This window comes from Kitasatospora sp. NPDC059827, assembly GCF_042731675.1.
Lineage (GTDB): Bacteria > Actinomycetota > Actinomycetes > Streptomycetales > Streptomycetaceae > Kitasatospora.
Window position 1 is genome coordinate 73,294 of the sequence record NZ_JBHWIV010000017.1, and the last position, 18,969, is coordinate 92,262.

Here is an 18,969-nt window from a genome sequence, read left to right on the forward strand (position 1 = left end):
TCACCGTTCGTCATCGTCGGGGCCGCCGGACGCGGCGGCTTCGAGTTCGCTCAGCACCTGGTCCTCCACCAGGTCGGCCAGGTCGGCCACGGTGCGGGAGACCAGCACGTCGCGGGGGGTGAGCGTGACGCCGAAGGCATCGTTGGCGCGGGAGGCGATCAGCAGAGCCCGCACGGAGTCGCCGCCGAGCAGGAAGAAGTCGTCGGTGACGCCGACGGCGGTGCCCAGGGTGTCGGCCCAGATCGCGGCGACCGCCTCCTCGGTGGGCGTGCGGGGTGCCACCCGCTCGGCGGGGCCCGGTTCGACCGGCCGGGGTGCGGGCAGCGCGGCGCGGTCGGTCTTGCCGCCGGGGGTGAGCGGGAAGCGGTCGAGGACGGCGAAGGCGGTGGGGACCATGTGGCCGGGCAGCGAGCGGGCGGCCAGCGCCCGCAGTTCGGCGCCGGTGGGCGGCTCGGCACCGGGCGCAGCGAGCAGGTGGGCGACCAGCCGGGGCAGTCCGGGCTCGTCCTCGCGGACGCTCACCACCGCGTCCAGCACCGCGGGGTGGCGTACCAGGACGGCCTCGACCTCGCCCGCCTCGATCCGGTGGCCGCGCAGCTTGAGCTGGTGGTCGGTGCGGCCCAGGAAGTGCAGTTCGCCCCGGTGGTCGCGGCGCACCAGGTCGCCGGTGCGGTACATCCGGCTGCCGGGCGGTCCGTACGGGTCGGCGGTGAACCGGGCGGCGGTCAGTCCGGGCCGGCCGAGGTAGCCGCGGGCCAACCCGGGCCCGCTCAGCCACAGTTCGCCCGGCGTGCCGTCGGGCACCGGCCGCAGCCGGGCGTCCAGGACGCGGGCGCCGGTGCCGGGCAGCGGGCGGCCGATCGGCGGTGCGGCGCCGTCCGCCGTCAGCGGCGCGGACCAGGTGGCGACCACGGTGGCCTCGGTCGGGCCGTAGGAGTTGACCATGCGGTGGTGCGGGGCCCAGCGGGCGACCAGCTCGGGGCCGCAGGCCTCGGCGCCGACGATCAGGGTCCTGAGGTCCGGCAGGGTCCCGGGGGTGTCGGCGGGCAGGGTGGCCAGGGCGGCGGGCGGCAGCAGGGTGTGGGTGATCCGCTCGGCGCGCAGCAGGCCGGCGAGCCGGTCGCCGAGCAGCGGCCCGGGGGCGGGCACCACCAGGCGGGCGCCGTGCGGCAGGGCCAGGCAGAGTTCCAGCACGGAGGCGTCGAAACTGGGGGTGGCGAAGGCCAGCACCCGGTCGCCGGGGGCGATCCGGTAGTGGGCGGCCTCGGCGGCGGCGAAGGCGGCCAGGCCGCGGTGGGTGAGCACGACGCCCTTGGGGGTGCCGGTGGAGCCGGAGGTGTAGATGACGTAGGCGGGGTCGTCGAGGTCGAGCGGGCGGGTCCGGTCGGTGTCGGTGGGGCGGTGCTCGGGGCCGCCGTCCGGTCCGGCGGCGAGCAGGGCGGCGGTCTCCTTGGCGTCCAGGGTCAGCGCGGGGGCCGCGTCGCGCAGCATCGCCTCCACCCGCTCGTCCGGGTAGGCGGGGTCGACGGGGAGGAAGGCGGCACCGGTCTTGGCGACGGCGAGTTCGGCGAGCAGCATGTCCGCCGAGCGCGGCAGCAGCAGGGCGACCAGGGTGCCGGGGCCGGCGCCGCGGGCGATCAGCCGGTGCGCCAACCGGTTGGCGTGGGCCTCCAGTTGGGCGTAGGTCAGCTCCGAGCCGTCGGCGCTCAGGGCCACCGCGTCCGGCCGGCGGTCGACGGCGGCCTCGACCAGGGCGGGCAGGGTGGCCGGGGTAACCGGGTCGAGGGCCGGGCGGGCCGGTCCGTGCAGCAGCCTCCGCCGTTCCCGGGGCGGCAGCAGGTCGAGGTCGTCCAGCCTGGCGGCGCCGTCGCCGCCGGCCAGCGCGGTGAGGATGTGCAGCAGTTGGTCGGCCAGGCTCTCGGCGGTCGCGCGGTCGAGGTGGCGGGGGTCGTGGCCGAGCTCCACGGCGAGCCGCTCGCCCGGCGAGACGACCACGGTGAGCGGGTAGTTGGTGGCCTCCCGGGCGTCCAGGTCGCGGATCCGCAGCCCGTGGGCGCCGGCCGAGGCCGCGCTGACGGGGTAGTTCTCCAGCACCACCAGGCTGTCGAACAGCGGGGTGCCGGGCGGGAGTTCGCTCAGCGCCCGGATCGCGGCGAGCGGCAGGTGCTCGAACCGGCGGTCCTCGGCCCGCTCCTCCTGGAGGCCGCGCAGCCAGTCGGCGCAGGGCCGGGTGCCGTCCACGGTGACCAGCGCGGGCAGCGTGGTGATGAACAGGCCGACGATGTCGTCCGCGCCGGCCAGGTCGGCGGGGCGCCCGGAGACGGTGGTGCCGAAGCACACCCGGGCGTCGCCGCTGCGGTGGGCGAGCAGCAGTGCCCAGGCGCCCTGCACCAGGGTGTTGAGGGTGAGCCGGTGGCGGCGGGCGAAGGCCTGGAGCAGCGCCGTGTCGGCCGCGGTCAGCCGGTGCGAGAGCCACTGCCCGGAGCGGGCGGTGTCGCCGGGGGCGGGCCTGCGGTGGTAGGGCAGGGCGGTGGGCGCGGTGAGGCCCGCCAGGGCGGCGCGCCAGTGCTCGGCGGCGGCGCCGGTGTCGCGGGCCGCGAGCCAGCTCACGTAGTCCGCGAAGGGGCGGCGTTCGGGCAGCTCCGGCGCCCGCCCGGCGAGGAGTGCGGCGTGCGCGGCCAGCACGTCGGCGAGCACGTGGAAGACGCTCCAGCCGTCCAGCAGCACGTGGTGGAAGGTCCACACCACCCGGATGCTGTCCGGCCCGAGCCGGACCAGGTCGAGCCGGAGCAGCGGGGCGCGGTCCAGCGCCATCGGGCGGGAGCGCCGGTCGGCGAGCAGCGCCTCCAGCCGCCGGGTGCGCTCGCGCTCGGTGTGCCCGCTCCAGTCGTGCCGGGTGACCGGCAGGGTGGCGTGCCGGTGCACCAGTTGCAGCGGGACGGGCACGTCGTGGAGGGCGACGGCGGTGCGCAGCACGGGCGTGCGGTCGACCACCTGCTGCCAGGCGGCGGCCAGCGGCTCCGGGTCGCGGGCGCCGTCCAGCACGAAGGTGAGCTGCTCGACGTACAGGCCGTGTTCGGCCTCGTCCAGGCCGTGCAGCACCATGCCGGTCTGGGTGGGGGTGAGCGGCTGGATCCCGGTCACCTCCCGTCCGGTGCCGACCAGCCGGTCGACGGCGGCCTGGTCCAGCGGGGCGAGCGGGAAGTCGGACGGGGTGCGGCCGCCGGCGCCGGGTTCGGCGCAGTGGCGGACGATCTCCCGCAGTTCGTCGAGCAGTTCGGCGGCGAGCCGGTCGACGGTGGCCCGGTGGTGCCGTTCGCGGGAGTAGGACCAGGTGAACTCCAGCCGCCCGTCCGCCACCCGGCCGAGCACGTCGAGCAGGTGGGGGCGCCGGGCGGTGCGGTCGAGCCCGCCGGTGAGCGCGCCGTACGGGGAGTGCAGCAGGCCGCCGGGGGCGGGCTTCCAGTCCTGCCGGCCCAGGTAGTTGAAGCCGAGCTGCGGGGTTCCGGCGAGGCCGGGGGCCTTGCGCAGGTGGCGCAGGGCGCCGTGGCCGAGGCCGCCGTGCGGGACGGCGCGCAGGTTCTCCTTGACGGCCTTGAGCACGGTGCCGGTGTCGGCGGCCCGGGGGACGTCCAGGGTGACGGGGTACATCGTGGTGAACCAGCCGACGGTGCGGGAGAGGTCGACGCCGTCGAGGAGTTCCGCCCGGCCGTGGCCCTCCAGGGCGACGGTCACCCGGTCGTGTCCGGTCCAGCGGGCCAGTACCCGGCCGAGGGCGCAGAGCAGTACGTCGTCGATCCGGGTGCGGTAGGCCGCGGGGACGTCCTGGAGCAGTCGGGCGGTCCGCTCGGCGTCCAGGGCGACGGTCAGCGACTCCTCGACGGCGGCGGTGTCGGCGCCGTCCAGGTCGGTCGGCAGGGCGGCCCCGGCCTCGCCCTCCGGGCGCTGCCAGTGGGCGAGTTCGCCGTCGAAGCCGCCGGCGGCGGTGTGTGCGGCGAGCCGTTCGGCCCAGGCGCGGAAGGAGGTGGTCTTGGGGCCGAGGTCGGGCCGCCGCCCGGCGCGCAGGGCGCGGTGGGCAGTGTCCAGGTCCTCCAGGATCAGCCGCCAGGACACCGCGTCCACCACCAGGTGGTGCGCGGCCAGCAGCAGGACGGGGTGGGGTTCGTCGGCGAGGTGGCAGAGGGCGGCGCGCAGCAGTGGTCCGGCGGCCAGGTCGAAGCCCTCGGTCAGCTCCCGGCGCAGCGCCTCGAACTCCGCCGCGCCCGGCAGGTGGTGGGTGCGCAGCTCCGGGTCCGGCCCGGGCGCGCTGCCGTACTGCCGCCACCCGCCGTCCGGCCGGCGCCGGTAGCGCAGCCGGAGCGCGTCGTGCTGCGCCAGGACGGCGGCGAGCGCCGCCCGGAGCAGGTGCTCGTCGGTGTCGGGGGCGAGCCGGAAGGCGAGCGACTGGGTGAGCCGGGCCGGGTCCCCGTCGAGGGTGTCGAACAGCCAGTGCTGGACGGGGGTGAGCGGGGCGTCGCCGGTCACCGGGCCCTGTTCGGCGGTGCTGCCCGGATTCGGCGACTCCTCGGCGGCGCGGGCGAGTTCGGCCAGGGTCTGGTGGGCGAACAGGTGGCGGGGGGTCAGGGCGAGGCCGGCCCGGCGGGCGGCCGAGACGATCCGGATGCCCAGGATGGAGTCGCCGCCGAGGGCGAAGTAGTTGTCGTCGGCGCCGACTTCGGGCACGCCGAGGACCTCGGACCAGATCGCGGCGAGGGCGCGTTCGGCGGCGGTGCGGGGCGGCCGCGCGGCGGCGTCGGCCGGGGTGTGCCACTGCGGCACGGGCAGGGCGCGCCGGTCCAGCTTGCCGGTGGCGCCGAGCGGCAGCCGCTCCAGCGGCACCACCAGGGCGGGCACCAGGTGGTCGGGCAGGCTCCGGCCGAGGAAGTCCCGCCACTCGACGGGGTCGGGCAGCCGGCCGTCGCGGGGGACGGCGTAGCCGACCAGCCGCTTGTGGCCGTCCTGCTCGACCACCCGGGCGGCGGCCGCCGCCCCCACCGGGTGGCGGGCCCACGCCGCGTCCAGCTCGCCGAGTTCGATCCGGAAGCCGCGCACCTTGACCTGGTCGTCGGCGCGGCCGAGGTAGCGCAGTCGGCCGTCGGCGCCCCAGCGCACCAGGTCGCCGGTGCGGTACATCCGGGCGCCGGGCGGGCCGAAGGGGTCGGGCAGGAAGCGGGCGGCGGTGAGGCCGGGGCGGCGCAGGTAGCCGCGGGCCACGCCGGTGCCGGCCAGGTACAGCTCCCCGGGGGCGCCGACCGGCACCGGGCGCAGCCGCCCGTCGAGCACGTAGGCCCGGGCGCCGCCGACCGGGCGGCCGATCGGCGGGTCGCGGTCGGGGTCGGCGGGGTCGGCGGAGCCAGCGGGGTCGGCCGGGCCAGCGGGGCCAGCGGGGTCGGCCGGGTCGGCGGGGTCGCAGTCGGCGGCGGTGGCGTAGACGGTGGCCTCGGTGGGGCCGTAGACGTTGAGGATCCGGCAGCCGGGGACGGCCTCCCGGACCAGGCGTACGGTGCGGGCGGGCAGCGCCTCGCCGGCCAGCACCACGGTGTCGGCGGTGAGCCGGACGGCGTTCCCGGCCAGCAGTCCGCCGAGGGCGGAGGGCACCGCGCTGACCAGCCCGGCCCGCCGGGGCCCGGAGCCCTCGGTGAGGGCGAGGAGGTCCCGGACGAGCTCCACGCAGCCGCCGGCGAGCAGCGGCGAGAAGATCTCGAACACCGAGACGTCGAAGTTGAGCGAGGTGGCGGCCAGTACGTGGTCCAGGCCGCGGCCGGTGAACTCCCGGGCCGCCCAGTCGGTCAGGGCCAGCACGGAGGCCTGGGCGACCACCACGCCCTTGGGGCGGCCGGTGGAGCCGGAGGTGTGGATGACGTAGGCCGGGTGCCCGGGCAGCAGCGGGGCGGATCGTTCCTGCACGTCCAGCGCCTCGGCGGGCGCGGCGGCGAGCCGGGCGGCGCAGTCCGGGTCGTCGAGCACGATCCGGGTGAACCCGCCCGCGGGCAGGCGCCGCCCGGCGCCGGAGTCGGTGATCACGGCCTCGGGCCGGACGTCCTCGAACAGGTAGGCGATCCGCTCGGCCGGGTACCCGGGGTCGACCGGGAGGTAGCCGGCGCCGCTCTTGAGCACCGCCAGCAGGGCCACCACCAGCTCGGCGGTGCGGGGCAGCGCGAGCGCGACGAAGCGCTCGGGGCCGGCCCCGGCCGCGATCAGCAGCCGGGCCAGCCGGTTGGAGCGCTCGTCCAGCTCCCGGTAGCTCAGCACGGTGCCGCCGGAGCGGACGGCCGGGGCGTCGGGGGTGCGGGCGGCCTGCCGGGCGAAGGCCTCGGGCAGGGTGCGCTCCGGTGGCTCGACCACCGCGCCGCCGAGGCGTCGGACCAGTTCGCGGCCCGACTCCGGGGCCAGCAGCGGGAGTTCGGCGGCGGTCCGGTCGAGGCCCGCCGCCAACCCGGCCAGCAGCGTGCGCAGGCTCGCCCCGAGGCCCTCGACGGTCGCGGTGTCGAAGGCGGCCGGGTCGTGGTCGAGGTCGATCACGACCGAATCGCCGGGGGCGACCACCACGCTGAGCGGGTAGCTGGTCGGCTCCTGGACGCTCTCGGTCTCCACCGCCAGGCCGTGCCGGCTCAGCGCACCGGCGTCGAAGGGGTAGTTCTCGAAGACCACGATGCTCTCGAACAGGGCTGTCCCGCCGGGCAGTTCGCTCCAGTTCTGGAGCTGGGCCAGCGAGACGGAGTCGTACCGGCGGGCCTCCGACTGGGCGCCCTGCAGCGCGTGCAGCCACTCCCGCAGCGGGCGGCGCTCGTCGATCCGCGCCCGGGTCGGCAGCGCGTTGATGAACAGCCCCACCATCGAGGTGACGCCGGGGAGTTCGGCGGGCCGCCCGGAGACGACGGTGCCGAACACCACGTCGTCCCCGCCGCCGTAGCGGGAGAGCAGCAGCGCCCAGGCGCCCTGGAGGACGGTGTTGACGGTCAGCCCGGCCTGCCGGGCGGTGTCGCGCAGCCGCTCGGAGAGTTCGGCGCCGAGGCCGATCCGCACCTTGGCACAGGAGCTGGCCCGGTGGGCCCCGGCGGGGCGCCGGTCCCGGGGCAGTTCGGTGGGCGCGGGGAAGCCGGCCAGGGTGTCGCGCCAGTACCGTTCGGCCCGCGCCCCGTCCTGGGCGGCGAGCCAGCGCAGGTGGTCGGCGAAGGGGGCCCGTTCGACGAGCTGCGGCGGCCGGCCCTCGGTCAGCGCGGCGTAGCGCTCGCAGACCTCGTCGAAGACCTGGGCCGCGCTCCAGCCGTCGAGCAGCACGTGGTGGAAGGTCCACACCACCCGCACCCGGTCGGCGCCCAGCCGGACCAGGGAGAGCCGCAGCAGCGGCCCGGTGGCCAGGTCGATCCCGGCCTCCCGGTCGGCGGCGAGCAGCCGGGCGGTGTCCCGGGCGACCCGCTCGGCGGGCCGGTCCGACCAGTCGTGGTGGGCGATCGGCAGGACCGCCCGCCGCCGCACGACCTGGACCGGCTCGGCGGTGTCCTGCCAGCTGAGCCGGGTGCGCAGCACCGGGTTGGCGTCCGCGGTCCGCTGCCAGGCCTCGGCGAGCGCCCCCGGGTCGGTGACCCCGGTGAGCACCAGCTGCACCTGGTTGACGTAGGTGCGCCCGGCCGGTTCCAGCAGGCTGTGGAACAGCATGCCCGCCTGCATCGGCGTCAGCGGGAGGACGTCGGCGACCTCGCGCCCGTCCCCGACGATCCGGTCCACCGCCGCCTGGTCCAGCCGGGCCAGCGGGAAGTCGGCGGGGGTGCGCCCGCCGGCGCCCGGTTCGGCGCAGTGCGCGAGGATCCCCTCCAGCGCGCGCAGCATCGCCTCGGCGAGGGCGGTGACGGTGTCCGCGCGGTGCCGGCCGGCGCCGTAGTACCAGGCGATCTCCAGCTCCTCGCCCTCGACCCGGGCGACCACGTCCAGCAGGTGGGGCCGCTCCGTGCCGGGTGCCTCCGAACCGCCCAGGCCGCCGGGGACGGCGCGCACCAGGGCGGCGCCCTCGGCGGACCAGTCGAAGCGGCCGAGGTAGTTGAAGCTGATGCCGGGCGCGGGGGCGTCGGCGAGTCCGCCGTCGGGCGCCAGGTGGCGCAGCGCGCCGTAGCCGAGGCCGTGGTCCGGCACCGCGCGCAGCTGCTCCTTGACGGACTTGAGCGCGGCGCCCCAGTCCCCGCCGGGGGCGTCGGGGACGTCCAGGGCGACGGGGTACAGCGAGGTGAACCAGCCGACCGTACGGGACAGGTCGACGCCCTCGAACAGGCCGTCCTCCCGGCCGTGGCCCTCCAGGCCGATCGCCACCGTGCGCCGACCGGTCCAGTCCGCCAGCGCCCGGCCGAGCGCGGTGAGCAGCACGTCGTCGATCCGGGTGCGGTACACGGCGGGCACCTGGCGCAGCAGTCGGTCGGTGCGGTCGCGGTCCAACCGGACGGTCACCGAGCGCAGTTCGGCGGCGGTGTCGGCGCCCTCGCCGTCCACCGGCAGCGGGGCGGCGCAGGCCCGGGCGGCCTCGGCCCAGTGGGCGCGCTGCCCGGCGAAGCCGCCGGCCTCGGCACGGGCGCGCAGCAGGCGGGCCCATTCCCGGACGGAGGTGGTGCGGGCGGGCAGCCGCAGCGGGCGGCCCTCGACGGCCTGCCGGTAGGCGGTCTCCAGGTCCTCCAGCAGCACCCGCCAGGAGACGCCGTCGACCACCAGGTGGTGGACGACGAGCAGCAGCCGGGCCGGGCCGGTGGTGCCGGGCCGGAACAGCCGGGCGGTGAGCAGCGGGCCGGTGTCCAGCCGGAAGCCGGCCTGGGCGGCCGCGGTCACGGCCGCCTCCTCGTCCCGGTGGTGGACCGTCAGCAGCGCGGGGGCGGTGGCGTCGGCGGGTTCGCAGTGCTGCTGCCAGGTGCCGTCCGGGCCGGGGGTGAAGCGGCAGCGCAGGGCGTCGTGGTGCGCCCGGAGGGCGGCCAGGGCGCGGCGCAGGGCGTCCTGGTCGACCGCGCCGGGCGTCTCCACCACCACGGACTGGTTGAAGTGGTGGGCCTCGGCCGGGGCGGCGTCGAGGAACCAGTGCTGGATGGGGGTCAGGCCGACCTCGCCGCCGACCGGTTCGGTGCCGACCACGGTCACGGCGGTGCCGGCGGCCGCGGCCAGGGCGGCGACGGTGGGGTGCCGGAAGAGGTCGCGCGGGGAGAGCGCGAGGCCGGCGGCGCGGGCGCGGGAGACCACCTGGATGCTGAGGATGGAGTCGCCGCCGAGCAGGAAGAAGTCGTCGTCGAGGCCGACCCGCTCGACCCCGAGCAGCTCCGCCCAGATCCCGGCCAGGGCGCGTTCGGCGTCGGTGCGCGGGGCGCGGTGGGCGGCGCCGTCGGCCGGGGCTCGGTCGGGGGCGGGCAGCCGGCGGCGGTCGACCTTTCCGTTGGCGGTCAGCGGGAGTGCGGGCACCGTGACGAAGGCGGTGGGCAGCATGTAGTCGGGCAGCTCGGCGGCCAGGTGGGCGCGCAGGGCGGCGGCGGTGGGGGGTCCGGCGTTCGCGGCGTGCCCAACGGTGTCGGTGAGCACCAGGTGGGCGACCAGCCGCTTGCGCCCGTTGCCGTCCTGGCGCAGGCCGACCACGGCCTCGGCGACGGCCGGGTGGGCGGTCAGCCGGGCCTCGATCTCGGCGGGTTCGATCCGGAACCCGCGGATCTTGATCTGGTCGTCGGCGCGGCCGACGAACTCCAGGTCGCCGTCCTCGCTCCAGCGGACGGTGTCCCCGGTGCGGTACATCCGGCCGCCGGGCGGGCCGTACGGGTCGGCGAGGTAGCGGGCGGCGGTCTCCCCCGGCCGGCCGGTGTAGCCCCGGGCGAGGCCGGCCCCGGCCAGGTACAACTCGCCGGTGGTGCCCGGGGGTTGCGGCTGGAGCGCGCCGTCCAGGACGTACGCCCGGGTGTTGTCCAGCGGGCGGCCGATCGGCAGTACGGCGGGCAGCGGGTCGCCGGTGCGGAAGGCCCGGCGGGTGGCGAAGGTGGTGGTCTCGGTCGGGCCGTAGACGTCGACCACGGTGAGTCCGGGGCAGGCCTCCAGCACCCGGCGCACCGCGGCGCCCGGCACCGCCTCGCCGCCGGTCCACACCTCGCGGGCGCCGCGCAGGCAGCCCGGGTCCTCCTGGGCGAGCACCCGGAACAGGCCGATGGTCAGGAACAGGCAGCGCACGCCCTGCTCGGTGACGGCGCGGCGGACCACGGCGGCGTCCACGTCCCCGGGTGGGGCCAGGACGGCGGTGCCGCCGCGCAGCAGCGGCACCCACAGCTCGTAGGTGGAGGCGTCGAAGGCGTGCGGGGAGTGCACCAGCACCCGGTCGTGCCCGGCGAAGGCGCCGTCCAGGGCGAGCGCGGCGACGTCCCGGCGGCGCACCGCGACGCCCTTGGGGGTGCCGGTGGAGCCGGAGGTGAACATCAGGTACTGGAGGTGGTCGGGGTGGACGGGCGCCGGCTCGAAGCGCTCCGGCTCCGGGCCGGCGGGGCCGCCGTCGACCAGCAGCACCCGCTCGTCCGGGCGCAGTCCGGCCGCGGTGCCGGCCCGGTCGGCGTCGGTGAGCAGCAGGTCCGCACCGGCCGCGGTGAGCATCCCGTGCAGCCGCTCGCGCGGGGCCCGGCCGTCCAGCGGGACGTACACCCCGCCGGTGCGGACCAGCGCCAGCTGGGCGACGACCAGGGCGACGGAACGATCCATCAGGACCCCGACCGCACGCTCCGGGCCGACCCCGAGCGCCGCCAGCCGGGCGGCCAGGGCGGCCGCGCGGGCGTCGAGTTCGCGGTAGCTCAGGCACTCCTCGCCCGCCTCCAGGGCGACCGCCCCGGGCGACCGCCGCACCTGCTCGGCGAACAGCTCGGCGACGTCCCGCTCCGGCCGCTCGACCGCGGTGGCGTTCCAGTCGACCAGGACCTTCCGGCGCTCCCCCGCGGACAGCAGCGGGATCCGCGCGGGCGGGCGGTCGGCGCCCTCGGGCAGCGCGGCCAGCAGGGCGGTGAGCTGCCGGGCGGTGCGCCGGATCGTGCCGGCGTCGAACAGCCGCGGGTCGTAGCACAGCCGCAGGGACAGCTCCGGCCCCGGGTGGGCCAGCAGGGCGAGCGGGTAGTTGGTGGTCTCGATCCCGTCCAGCTCGCGCAGCCGCAGGCCGTGGGCGGCCGCCGCGCCGTCGTCGACCGGGTAGTTCTCGAAGACCACGATGCTGTCGAACAGGGCGGCCTGCTCGGGGAGTCCGGTGGCCGCCCGGAGCCGGGTGAGCGGCAGGAAGCCGTGCCGGCGGTCCTCGCTCTGCTCCCGCTGGAGCTCGCGCAGCCAGTCCAGCAGGGTGCCGTCGGCGGGCACCGCGGTCCTGGTGGGCAGGGTGGTGATGAACAGCCCGGTCATCGACTCCACCCCGGGCAGCTCGGGCGGGCGGCCCGAGGAGGTGGTGCCGAACAGCACGTCGCCGCGGTGCGCGCCGCGGCCGAGCAGGATCGCCCAGGCGCCCTGGACCAGGGTGTTCAGGGTCAGGCCGGCGCCGCGGGCCAGCTCCTCCAGGGCCCGGGTCGCGGCGGCGGGCAGGGTGAACGGCAGGGCCCGGCTGGACTCGGCGCGGTGGCTGCCGCGCGGCTCGCGGTCGTAGGGCAGCGGGGTCGGCTCGGTGACCCCGGCCAGCCGGGTACGCCAGTGCCGCTCCGCCTCGGCGGTGTCGCGCCCGGCCAGCCAGGCGAGGTAGTCACGGTAGGGGCGGCGGTCGGGGACGGTGCCGGGCGGGACGGTGCCGGACAGTGCGCCTCCCTCCGGGCCGGACCGGGCCAGGGCGGCGTGGGCGGCGAAGACGTCCGTGAGCACCTGGAACAGGCTCCAGCCGTCCAGCACCAGGTGGTGGAAGGACCACAGCACCCGCACCCGGTCCTCGCCGAGCCGGATCAGCGCCAGCCGCTGGAGCGGGGCCCGGTCGAGGTCGAGGCCGCGGGCCCGGTCGCGGTCCAGCAGGTCGGTCAGCCGCGTGGCGCGCTCCGGCTCGGGGACCTCGCGCCAGTCCAGTTCGGTGACCGGCAGCTCCGCCCTGCGGTGCACCACCAGCAGCGGCTCGGGGACGTCCTGCCAGCGGACCCGGGCGCGCAGCACCTCGGTGCGGTCGGAGACCCACTGCCAGGCCGCGGCCAGCCGGCCGGGGTCGGGCACGCCGTCCAGGACGAAGTCCAGTTGCTGGAAGTAGGCGCCGCCGCCGTCGTCCGCGAGGTCGTGGAAGAGCATGCCGGCCTGGGTGGGCGTCAGCGGGAGGACGTCCGCGACCGCGCCCGGGTCCTCGCCGGTGATCCGGTCCACGGCCGCCTGGTCGAGCCGGGCCAGCGGGAAGTCGGACGGGGTCCGCCCGGCGGCACCGGGGCCGACCGCGAAGCGGGCGAGGTCGGCGAGCTCCTCGGCGTAGCGCCGGGCGAGCGCCTCGACGGTGGCCCTCCGGTGCCGGGGTTCGGCGTAGTGGAAGGTGAACTCCAGTGCATCGTCGACGAGTCGGCCGACGATCTCCAGGGGGTGCGGGCGCTCGACCCCCGGGTCGGCGTCCAGTTCCAGCGGGCGGAAGGTGCCGCGCAGCAGCCCGGCCCCGTCGTCCGCACGGTCGTCACCGCTGCCACCTCCGCCCGAAACATCCATCCGGCCCAGGTAGTTGAAGCTGATCCGGGCGGTGGGCGCGGCCGGTGCCGTGCCGGGGCGGCCCAGGTGGCGCAGGGCGTCGAAGCCGAGCCCGCGCCGGGGGACGGCCCGCAGCTGCTCCTTGACCTGCTTGAGCACGGCGTCCCAGTCGGCCTCGGACGGCACGGCCAGCGCGACCGGGTGCCGGGTGGTGAACCAGCCGACGGTGCGGCCGAGTTCGAGCTCGGCGAAGAGCTCCTCGCGCCCGTGCCCCTCCACGTCCACCAGCACCTGCGCCGGCCCGCCCGCCCCGCGCAGCGCCCGTCCGAGGGCGGACAGCAGCACGTCGTTGGCCCGGGTGCGGTAGGTCTCGGGCAGGGTGCGCAGCAGGGCGGCGGTGGCGGCGGGGTCGAGCCGTACGGTCACCGAGCGGGCCGAGGCGTAGTCGTCGGGGGCCGTCCGGTCCTCGGCCGGGAAGGGCTCGGGGTCCTGGCCGTGCGCGGACGGCGCGGGGAGGGCGCGCGCCCAGTACTCCGTCTCGTCCTCGAAGCCTCCTGCGGCCGCGAACCCGGCCAGCCGCTCGGCCCACTGCCGCAGCGGGGTGGACTTCGGCGGCAGGGCGGCCGCGCCGTCCCGGCCCGCGCGGCGGGCCCGGTAGGCGGTGTCGAGGTCCTCCAGCAGCACCCGCCAGGACACCCCGTCGACCACCAGGTGGTGGACGGCGAGGTGCAGCACGGGCGGCCGCCCGGCGCCCCGGTCGTGCAGCACGGCGCGCAGCAGCGGGCGGTGCCCGGCGCCGTGCAGCGCGAAAGGACCGAAGTGGGGGGTGTCACCGTCGGGCCCGGCGTGCCGGCCGAGCCGGAGCCGGGGCGTGCGCTCCTCGACCCGCCAGTGCACGGCCTCCGCCCCACCGGTCGTCACGAACGAGGACCGCAGGGCGTCGTGGTGCGCGACCAGGTCGTTCAGCGCCTCCTCCAGCGCCGCCGGATCCACCTCCGCGGGCAGCAGCAGCGACAGCGCCTGGTTGAAGTGCCCGGCCCGCCCGGCGGAACGTTCCAGCCACCAGCGCTGGATCGGGGTCGGCACCGCCGTCCCGGTGGCGGCCACCGGGACGACGGCGGCGGGCCGTTCGGCCGCGTCCGCGCAGCGGGCCAGCGCGGCGACGGTCTGGTGCCGGTAGAGGTCCCGGGAGGTCAGCGGCAGGCCCTCCTGCCGGGCCCGGGCGACCACCTGGATGCCGAGGATGGAGTCGCCGCCGAGGTCGAAGAAGTTGTCGTCCGCGCCGACCCGCTCCAGCCGCAGCACGTCCGTCCAGATGGCGGCGAGCGCCTGCTCGGAGGGGGTGCGGGGGGCGACGTGGCGGACGGTCCGGGCGAGCGGCCCCGGGTCGGGCAGCCGGCCTCGGTCGAGCTTCCCGTTGGGGTTGAGCGGCAGCGCGGGCAGCAGGACGACGGCCGCGGGCACCAGGTGGTCCGGCAGGGTCAGCGCGAGCGCGCGCCGCACCGCCTCGGGCTCCACCCCGCCCGCCGGGCCCGGCACCGCGTAGCCGACCAGGCGCCGGTGGCCGCCGCTCTCCGCGACGGCGGCGGCCGCCTCGACCACGCCGGGGCAGCGCCGCAGCGCCTCCTCCACCTCGCCCAGTTCGATCCGGAAGCCGCGGACCTTGACCTGCTGGTCGATCCGGCCGAGGTACTCCAGGTCCCCGTCGGCGTTCCACCGCACCAGGTCCCCGGTGCGGTACATCCGCGCCCCGGGCCCGCCGTACGGGTCGGCCACGAAGCGGGCCGCGGTCAGCCCGCCGCGCCCCAGGTAGCCGCGGGCCAGGCCGCCCCCGCCGAGGTACAACTCGCCGACCACTCCCGGGGGTTGCGGGCGCAGCCCGGCGTCCAGGACGTACGCCCTGGTCAGTCCCAGCGGGCGGCCGATCGGCGGCGCCCGGTCCGGCAGCCGGTCACCGGCGAACCAGGCGGTGGCGTAGACGGTGGCCTCGGTGGGGCCGTAGAGGTTGGCGACGGCGCTGCCGGGCAGGGCCCGCCGCAGGTCGCGCACCGCGCGGGCGGAGAGCGCCTCCCCGGCCAGCACCACGGTGTCCGGGTCGACCGGGGCGGCGCCCCCGGCAATCAGCCGGGAGAGCGCCGAGGGCACGCCGCTGAGCAGGCCGACCGGGCGCGGTCGAGAACCGTCGGGTCCGGCTCCGGCGTCGGCGAGGACGGTGAGGTCGGCGACCACCTCGACGGATCCGCCCACCAGCAGCGGGCAGAGCAGTTCGAAGACCGAGACGTCGAAGTTGAGCGAGGTCGCGGCGACCACGTGCGCCAGCCCGTCGGCCCCGAACCGCTCCGCCGCCCAGTCCGCGAGTGCGGCGACGCTGCGGTGGGTGACCACGACGCCCTTGGGGCGGCCGGTCGAGCCGGAGGTGTGGATGACGTACGCGGGGTGGTCCGGCAGCAGCGGGCCGAGCCGGTCGGCGTCGGTCAGGTCGGCGTCAACCCCTGAGGCGTCAACCCCTGACGCGTCAGCCCCTGAGCTGTCGACCCCGGGAGCAGCGGCGCAGTCCTCCAGCAGCAGCACCGGGCACCCCCCGGGCAGCGCGGCCGCCGTCTCCCGGGTGGCGAGGACCAGCGCGGGCCGGGCGTCCGCCAGCAGCAGCCGGATCCGCTCGGCCGGGTACGCCGGGTCCACCGGCAGGTACGCCGCACCGGATTTCAGCACCGCCCACACCGCCGCCGGCAGTTCGGCCGTGCGCGGCAGGCAGAGCGCGACCAGCCGCTCCGGGCCCGCGCCCCGGGAGACCAGCAGCCGGGCGAGCCGGTTGGCGCGCCGGTTGACCTCCGCGTAGTCCAGCCGCACCGGTCCGTGCACCACGGCGGTCCGCCCGGGGGCCTCGGCGGCCCGCGCCTCGAACAGGGCGGGCAGGACGGCGCCCGGTGCCCCGGCCCGGCCGGTGGCCGGCGGGTTCCAGGAGTCGAGCAGGGTGCGCTGCTCCTCCTCGGAGAGCATCGGCAGTTCGTCGAGGACGCGCTGCGGGCCGTCCGCCATGCCGGCCAGCAGGCGGTGCAGGTGCCGGCTCATCCGGGCCACCGTGCGCCCGTCGTACAGGTCGGTGTTGTACTCGACGGTCAGCGTGCAGCCGCCGGCCCCGTCGGGGGTGAACTCCAGCACCAGGTCGAACCGGGCCGCCGGGCGGGGCAGCGGGTGGTCGGCGAAGCGCAGGCCGCCGGCGGTGGCCGGGGCGGTGGGGCTCTGCTGGACGACCAGCACCTGCACCAGCGGGGTCCGGCTCGGGTCCCGGGGCGGGGCGAGTTCCTCGACCACCCGGTCGAACGGCGCGGCGGCGTGCGCGAAGGCGTCCAGCAGCACGGCGCGCAGGTCCTCCACGTACCGGTCGACGGTGGCCTTGCCGTCCACGTCGGCGCGCAGCACCACGGTGTTGACGAAGAAGCCGGTGACGTCCTCCAGCTCCCGCCGGTCGCGCCCGGTGGTGACGGTCCCGAAGGCGACGTCCCGCTGACCGGAGTAGCGCGAGAACAGCAGCGCGGACGCCCCGGCGAACAGGGTGAACGGGGTGGTGCCGCGGCCCGTCGCGAGGTTCCGCAGCCGGGCCACCAGTTCGGCCGGGAGGTGGTGGCGGTGCGCCGCCCCGGCGGTGCCGCGCAGCGCGGGCCGGGGCCGGTCGGTGGGCAGTTGGAGCGGCTGGAGGTCCGCCAGGCAGCGCTTCCAGTGGGCGAGGTCGGCGGTCGGGTCCGCGCCCCGGCGGTGCTGCTCCCAGTGCGCGAAGTCGGGGTACTGGAGGGCGGGTTCGGGCAGCCCGTCCGGTGCGCCGGTGGCCTCGGCCCGGTAGAGCGCGGCGAGGTCGCGGGTGAGCACGGCGACCGAGCGGCCGTCGGTGACGATGTGGTGCTGGCCGAGCAGCAGCAGGTGGTCCTCGGCGGCGAGCCGGACCAGCAGCGCCCGGGTGAGCGGGCCCTGCGCCAGGTCGTACGGGCGGCCGAGCTCCTCGGTCAGCAGCCGTTCGGCGGCCGCCGCGCGCTCCTCGGCGGGCAGCGCGGCCAGGTCGGCGGTGCGCAGCGGCAGTTCGGCCGTCCGGGCGACGTGCTGGACGAGCCGGCCGTCGAGGGTGGCGAAGGTGGTGCGCAGCGCGTCGTGGCGGCCGGCCAGCCGGTGCAGGGCGCGGCGCAGCGCCTCGACGTCGGGCACCCCGCGCAGCCGCAGCGCCGCGCCGGTGTTGTACTCGGTGCCGCCGGCGTCGAGGTCGTCGAGGAACCAGAGCCGGCGCTGGGCGCTGGAGGCGGGCAGCGGACCGCCGCGCGGGGCGGGCGGGATCGGCTCCGGCGCCGCGTCCGCCGGCCGGTCGTCCAGCAGCGGGGCCAGGGCGGCGACGGTGCGGGCGGTGAAGACGTCCCGGAGGGTGAGCCGGGCGCCGAGCCGCTCGGCGATCCGGGCCAGGGTGCGGGCGGCGAGGATCGAGTCGCCGCCCAGCTCGAAGAAGTCCTCGCCGACGCCGACCGTGTCGAGGCCGAGGGCCTCCGCCCAGATGGCGGCGAGGGCGCGTTCCCGGCCGGTGCGCGGGGCGAGCGGTTCGGCGGTGTCGGGGCGGGCGGGGGCGGGCAGGGCGCGCTGGTCGACCTTGAGCTGCGGGGTGAGCGGCAGGGCGGGCAGGACGACGACGGCGGAGGGCACCAGGTGGGCCGGCAGGGCGGCGGCCAGCGCGGACCGCAGGTCGGCCGGGTCGGGGGCGTGCTGCGGGTCGGCGGGGGTGGCGTAGCCGACCAGCCGGGTACGGCCCGGCTCGTCCTCCCGGACCACCACGACGGCCTGGTCGACGGCCGGGTGGGCGCGCAGCGCGGCCTCGATCTCGCCCGGTTCGATCCGGAAGCCGCGGACCTTCACCTGCCGGTCGAGCCGGCCGAGGAACTCCAGCTGTCCGTCGGCGGTCCACCGGGCGCGGTCGCCGGTGCGGTAGAGCCGGGCGCCGGGCGGCCCGAAGGGGTCGGGCAGGAAACGCGCGGCGGTCAGGCCGGGGCGGCCCAGGTAGCCGCGGGCCACGCCCTCGCCGCCGAGGTACAGCTCGCCGTTGGTCCCGGCCGGCCGGGGGCGCATCCGCTCGTCGAGCACGTACGCCCGGGCGTGCGGGAGCGCCGCGCCGATGCTCGGGGTGCCGCTGCCGGCGGCGAGCGGGCCGGTCCAGGTGGCGACGATGGTGGCCTCGGTCGGGCCGTAGGAGTTGATCATGCGGCGGCCGGGCGCCCAGCGGTCGACCAGTTCGGCGGGGCAGGCCTCGGCGCCGACGATCAGGGTGCGCAGGTGGCGCCCGGCCCCGGCGGGCACGGTGGCCAGGGCGGCGGGCGGGACGAGCGCGTGGGTGATCCGGTGCTCGTCCAGCACCGCGGCGAGCTCCGCGCCCAGCCAGGGGCCGTCCGGCGGGACGACCAGGGTGGCACCGGCCAGGACGGAGATGAACAGTTCCAGCACGGAGGCGTCGAAGCTGGGCGAGGAGAACTGCAGCACCCGGTCGCCGGGGCGCACCGCGTAGCGCTCGACGGCCGCGGCGGTGAACCCGGCGATGCCCCGGTGGGTGACCACCACGCCCTTGGGGGTCCCGGTGGAGCCCGAGGTGTAGATGACGTACGCCGCGTGGTCGGTGCCGGGCCCGGCGGCTCCGGCTTCTCTCTCTGCTTCCGCAGCTCCCTCCACCTCCGCCTCCAGCGCCGCGGCGACCCGGTCCGGGTCGTCCAGCACCACGGCGGGCACGGCGTCGGCGAGCATCAGCGCCCGCCGCTCGGCCGGGTAGCCCGGGTCCACCGGCAGGAAGGCGGCGCCGCAGCGGGCGACGGCCAGCTCGGCGGCGACCAGTTCCATCGAGCGCGGCAGCACCAGCGCCACCGTGCGGTCCGTGCCCGCGCCGCGCCGTCTCAGCGCGCGGGCCAGCCGGTCGACCCGGTCGGACAGCTCCCGGTAGCTCCAGGTGCGCGAGCCGTCGGTCAGCGCCGGCGCGTGCGGCGCCTCGGCCACCCGGGCGGCGAACAGCTCGTCGAGGGTGCGGCCCGCCGGGCGCGGGTCGGTGACGCCGTCCGGCGCCCCGGCGGTGTCGCGGGCCGACGGCGGGGCGGACGGACGCACGGGCTGGGCGGGCCACTCGGCCATGGCGGGAGGTCCTTCCGGACGGGGAGGAGGCTGCGCGGGCACCCGGGCGGAGGCCGGCCCTCGGTGCTGCGGGAACAGTGCTGCGGCGGTACGCGAGCGTGGGGGTGCACGGCCGTACGGCGGCCGTACGGCGGCGGTGCGACGGCGGTGCGACGGCAGGTGCGGCCTGCGGCG

The 18,969-nt window shown here is 77.6% G+C and carries 1 protein-coding gene; it reads right to left on the reverse strand.

Annotation, left to right across the window (positions count from 1 at the left end; translation table 11 throughout):
• Positions 1–18,795, reverse strand: a complete 18,795-nt coding sequence (locus ACFV8H_RS13890; RefSeq protein ID WP_380399396.1) for a non-ribosomal peptide synthase/polyketide synthase — start codon at positions 18,793–18,795, stop codon at positions 1–3.
• Positions 18,796–18,969 lie beyond the last annotated feature (174 nt).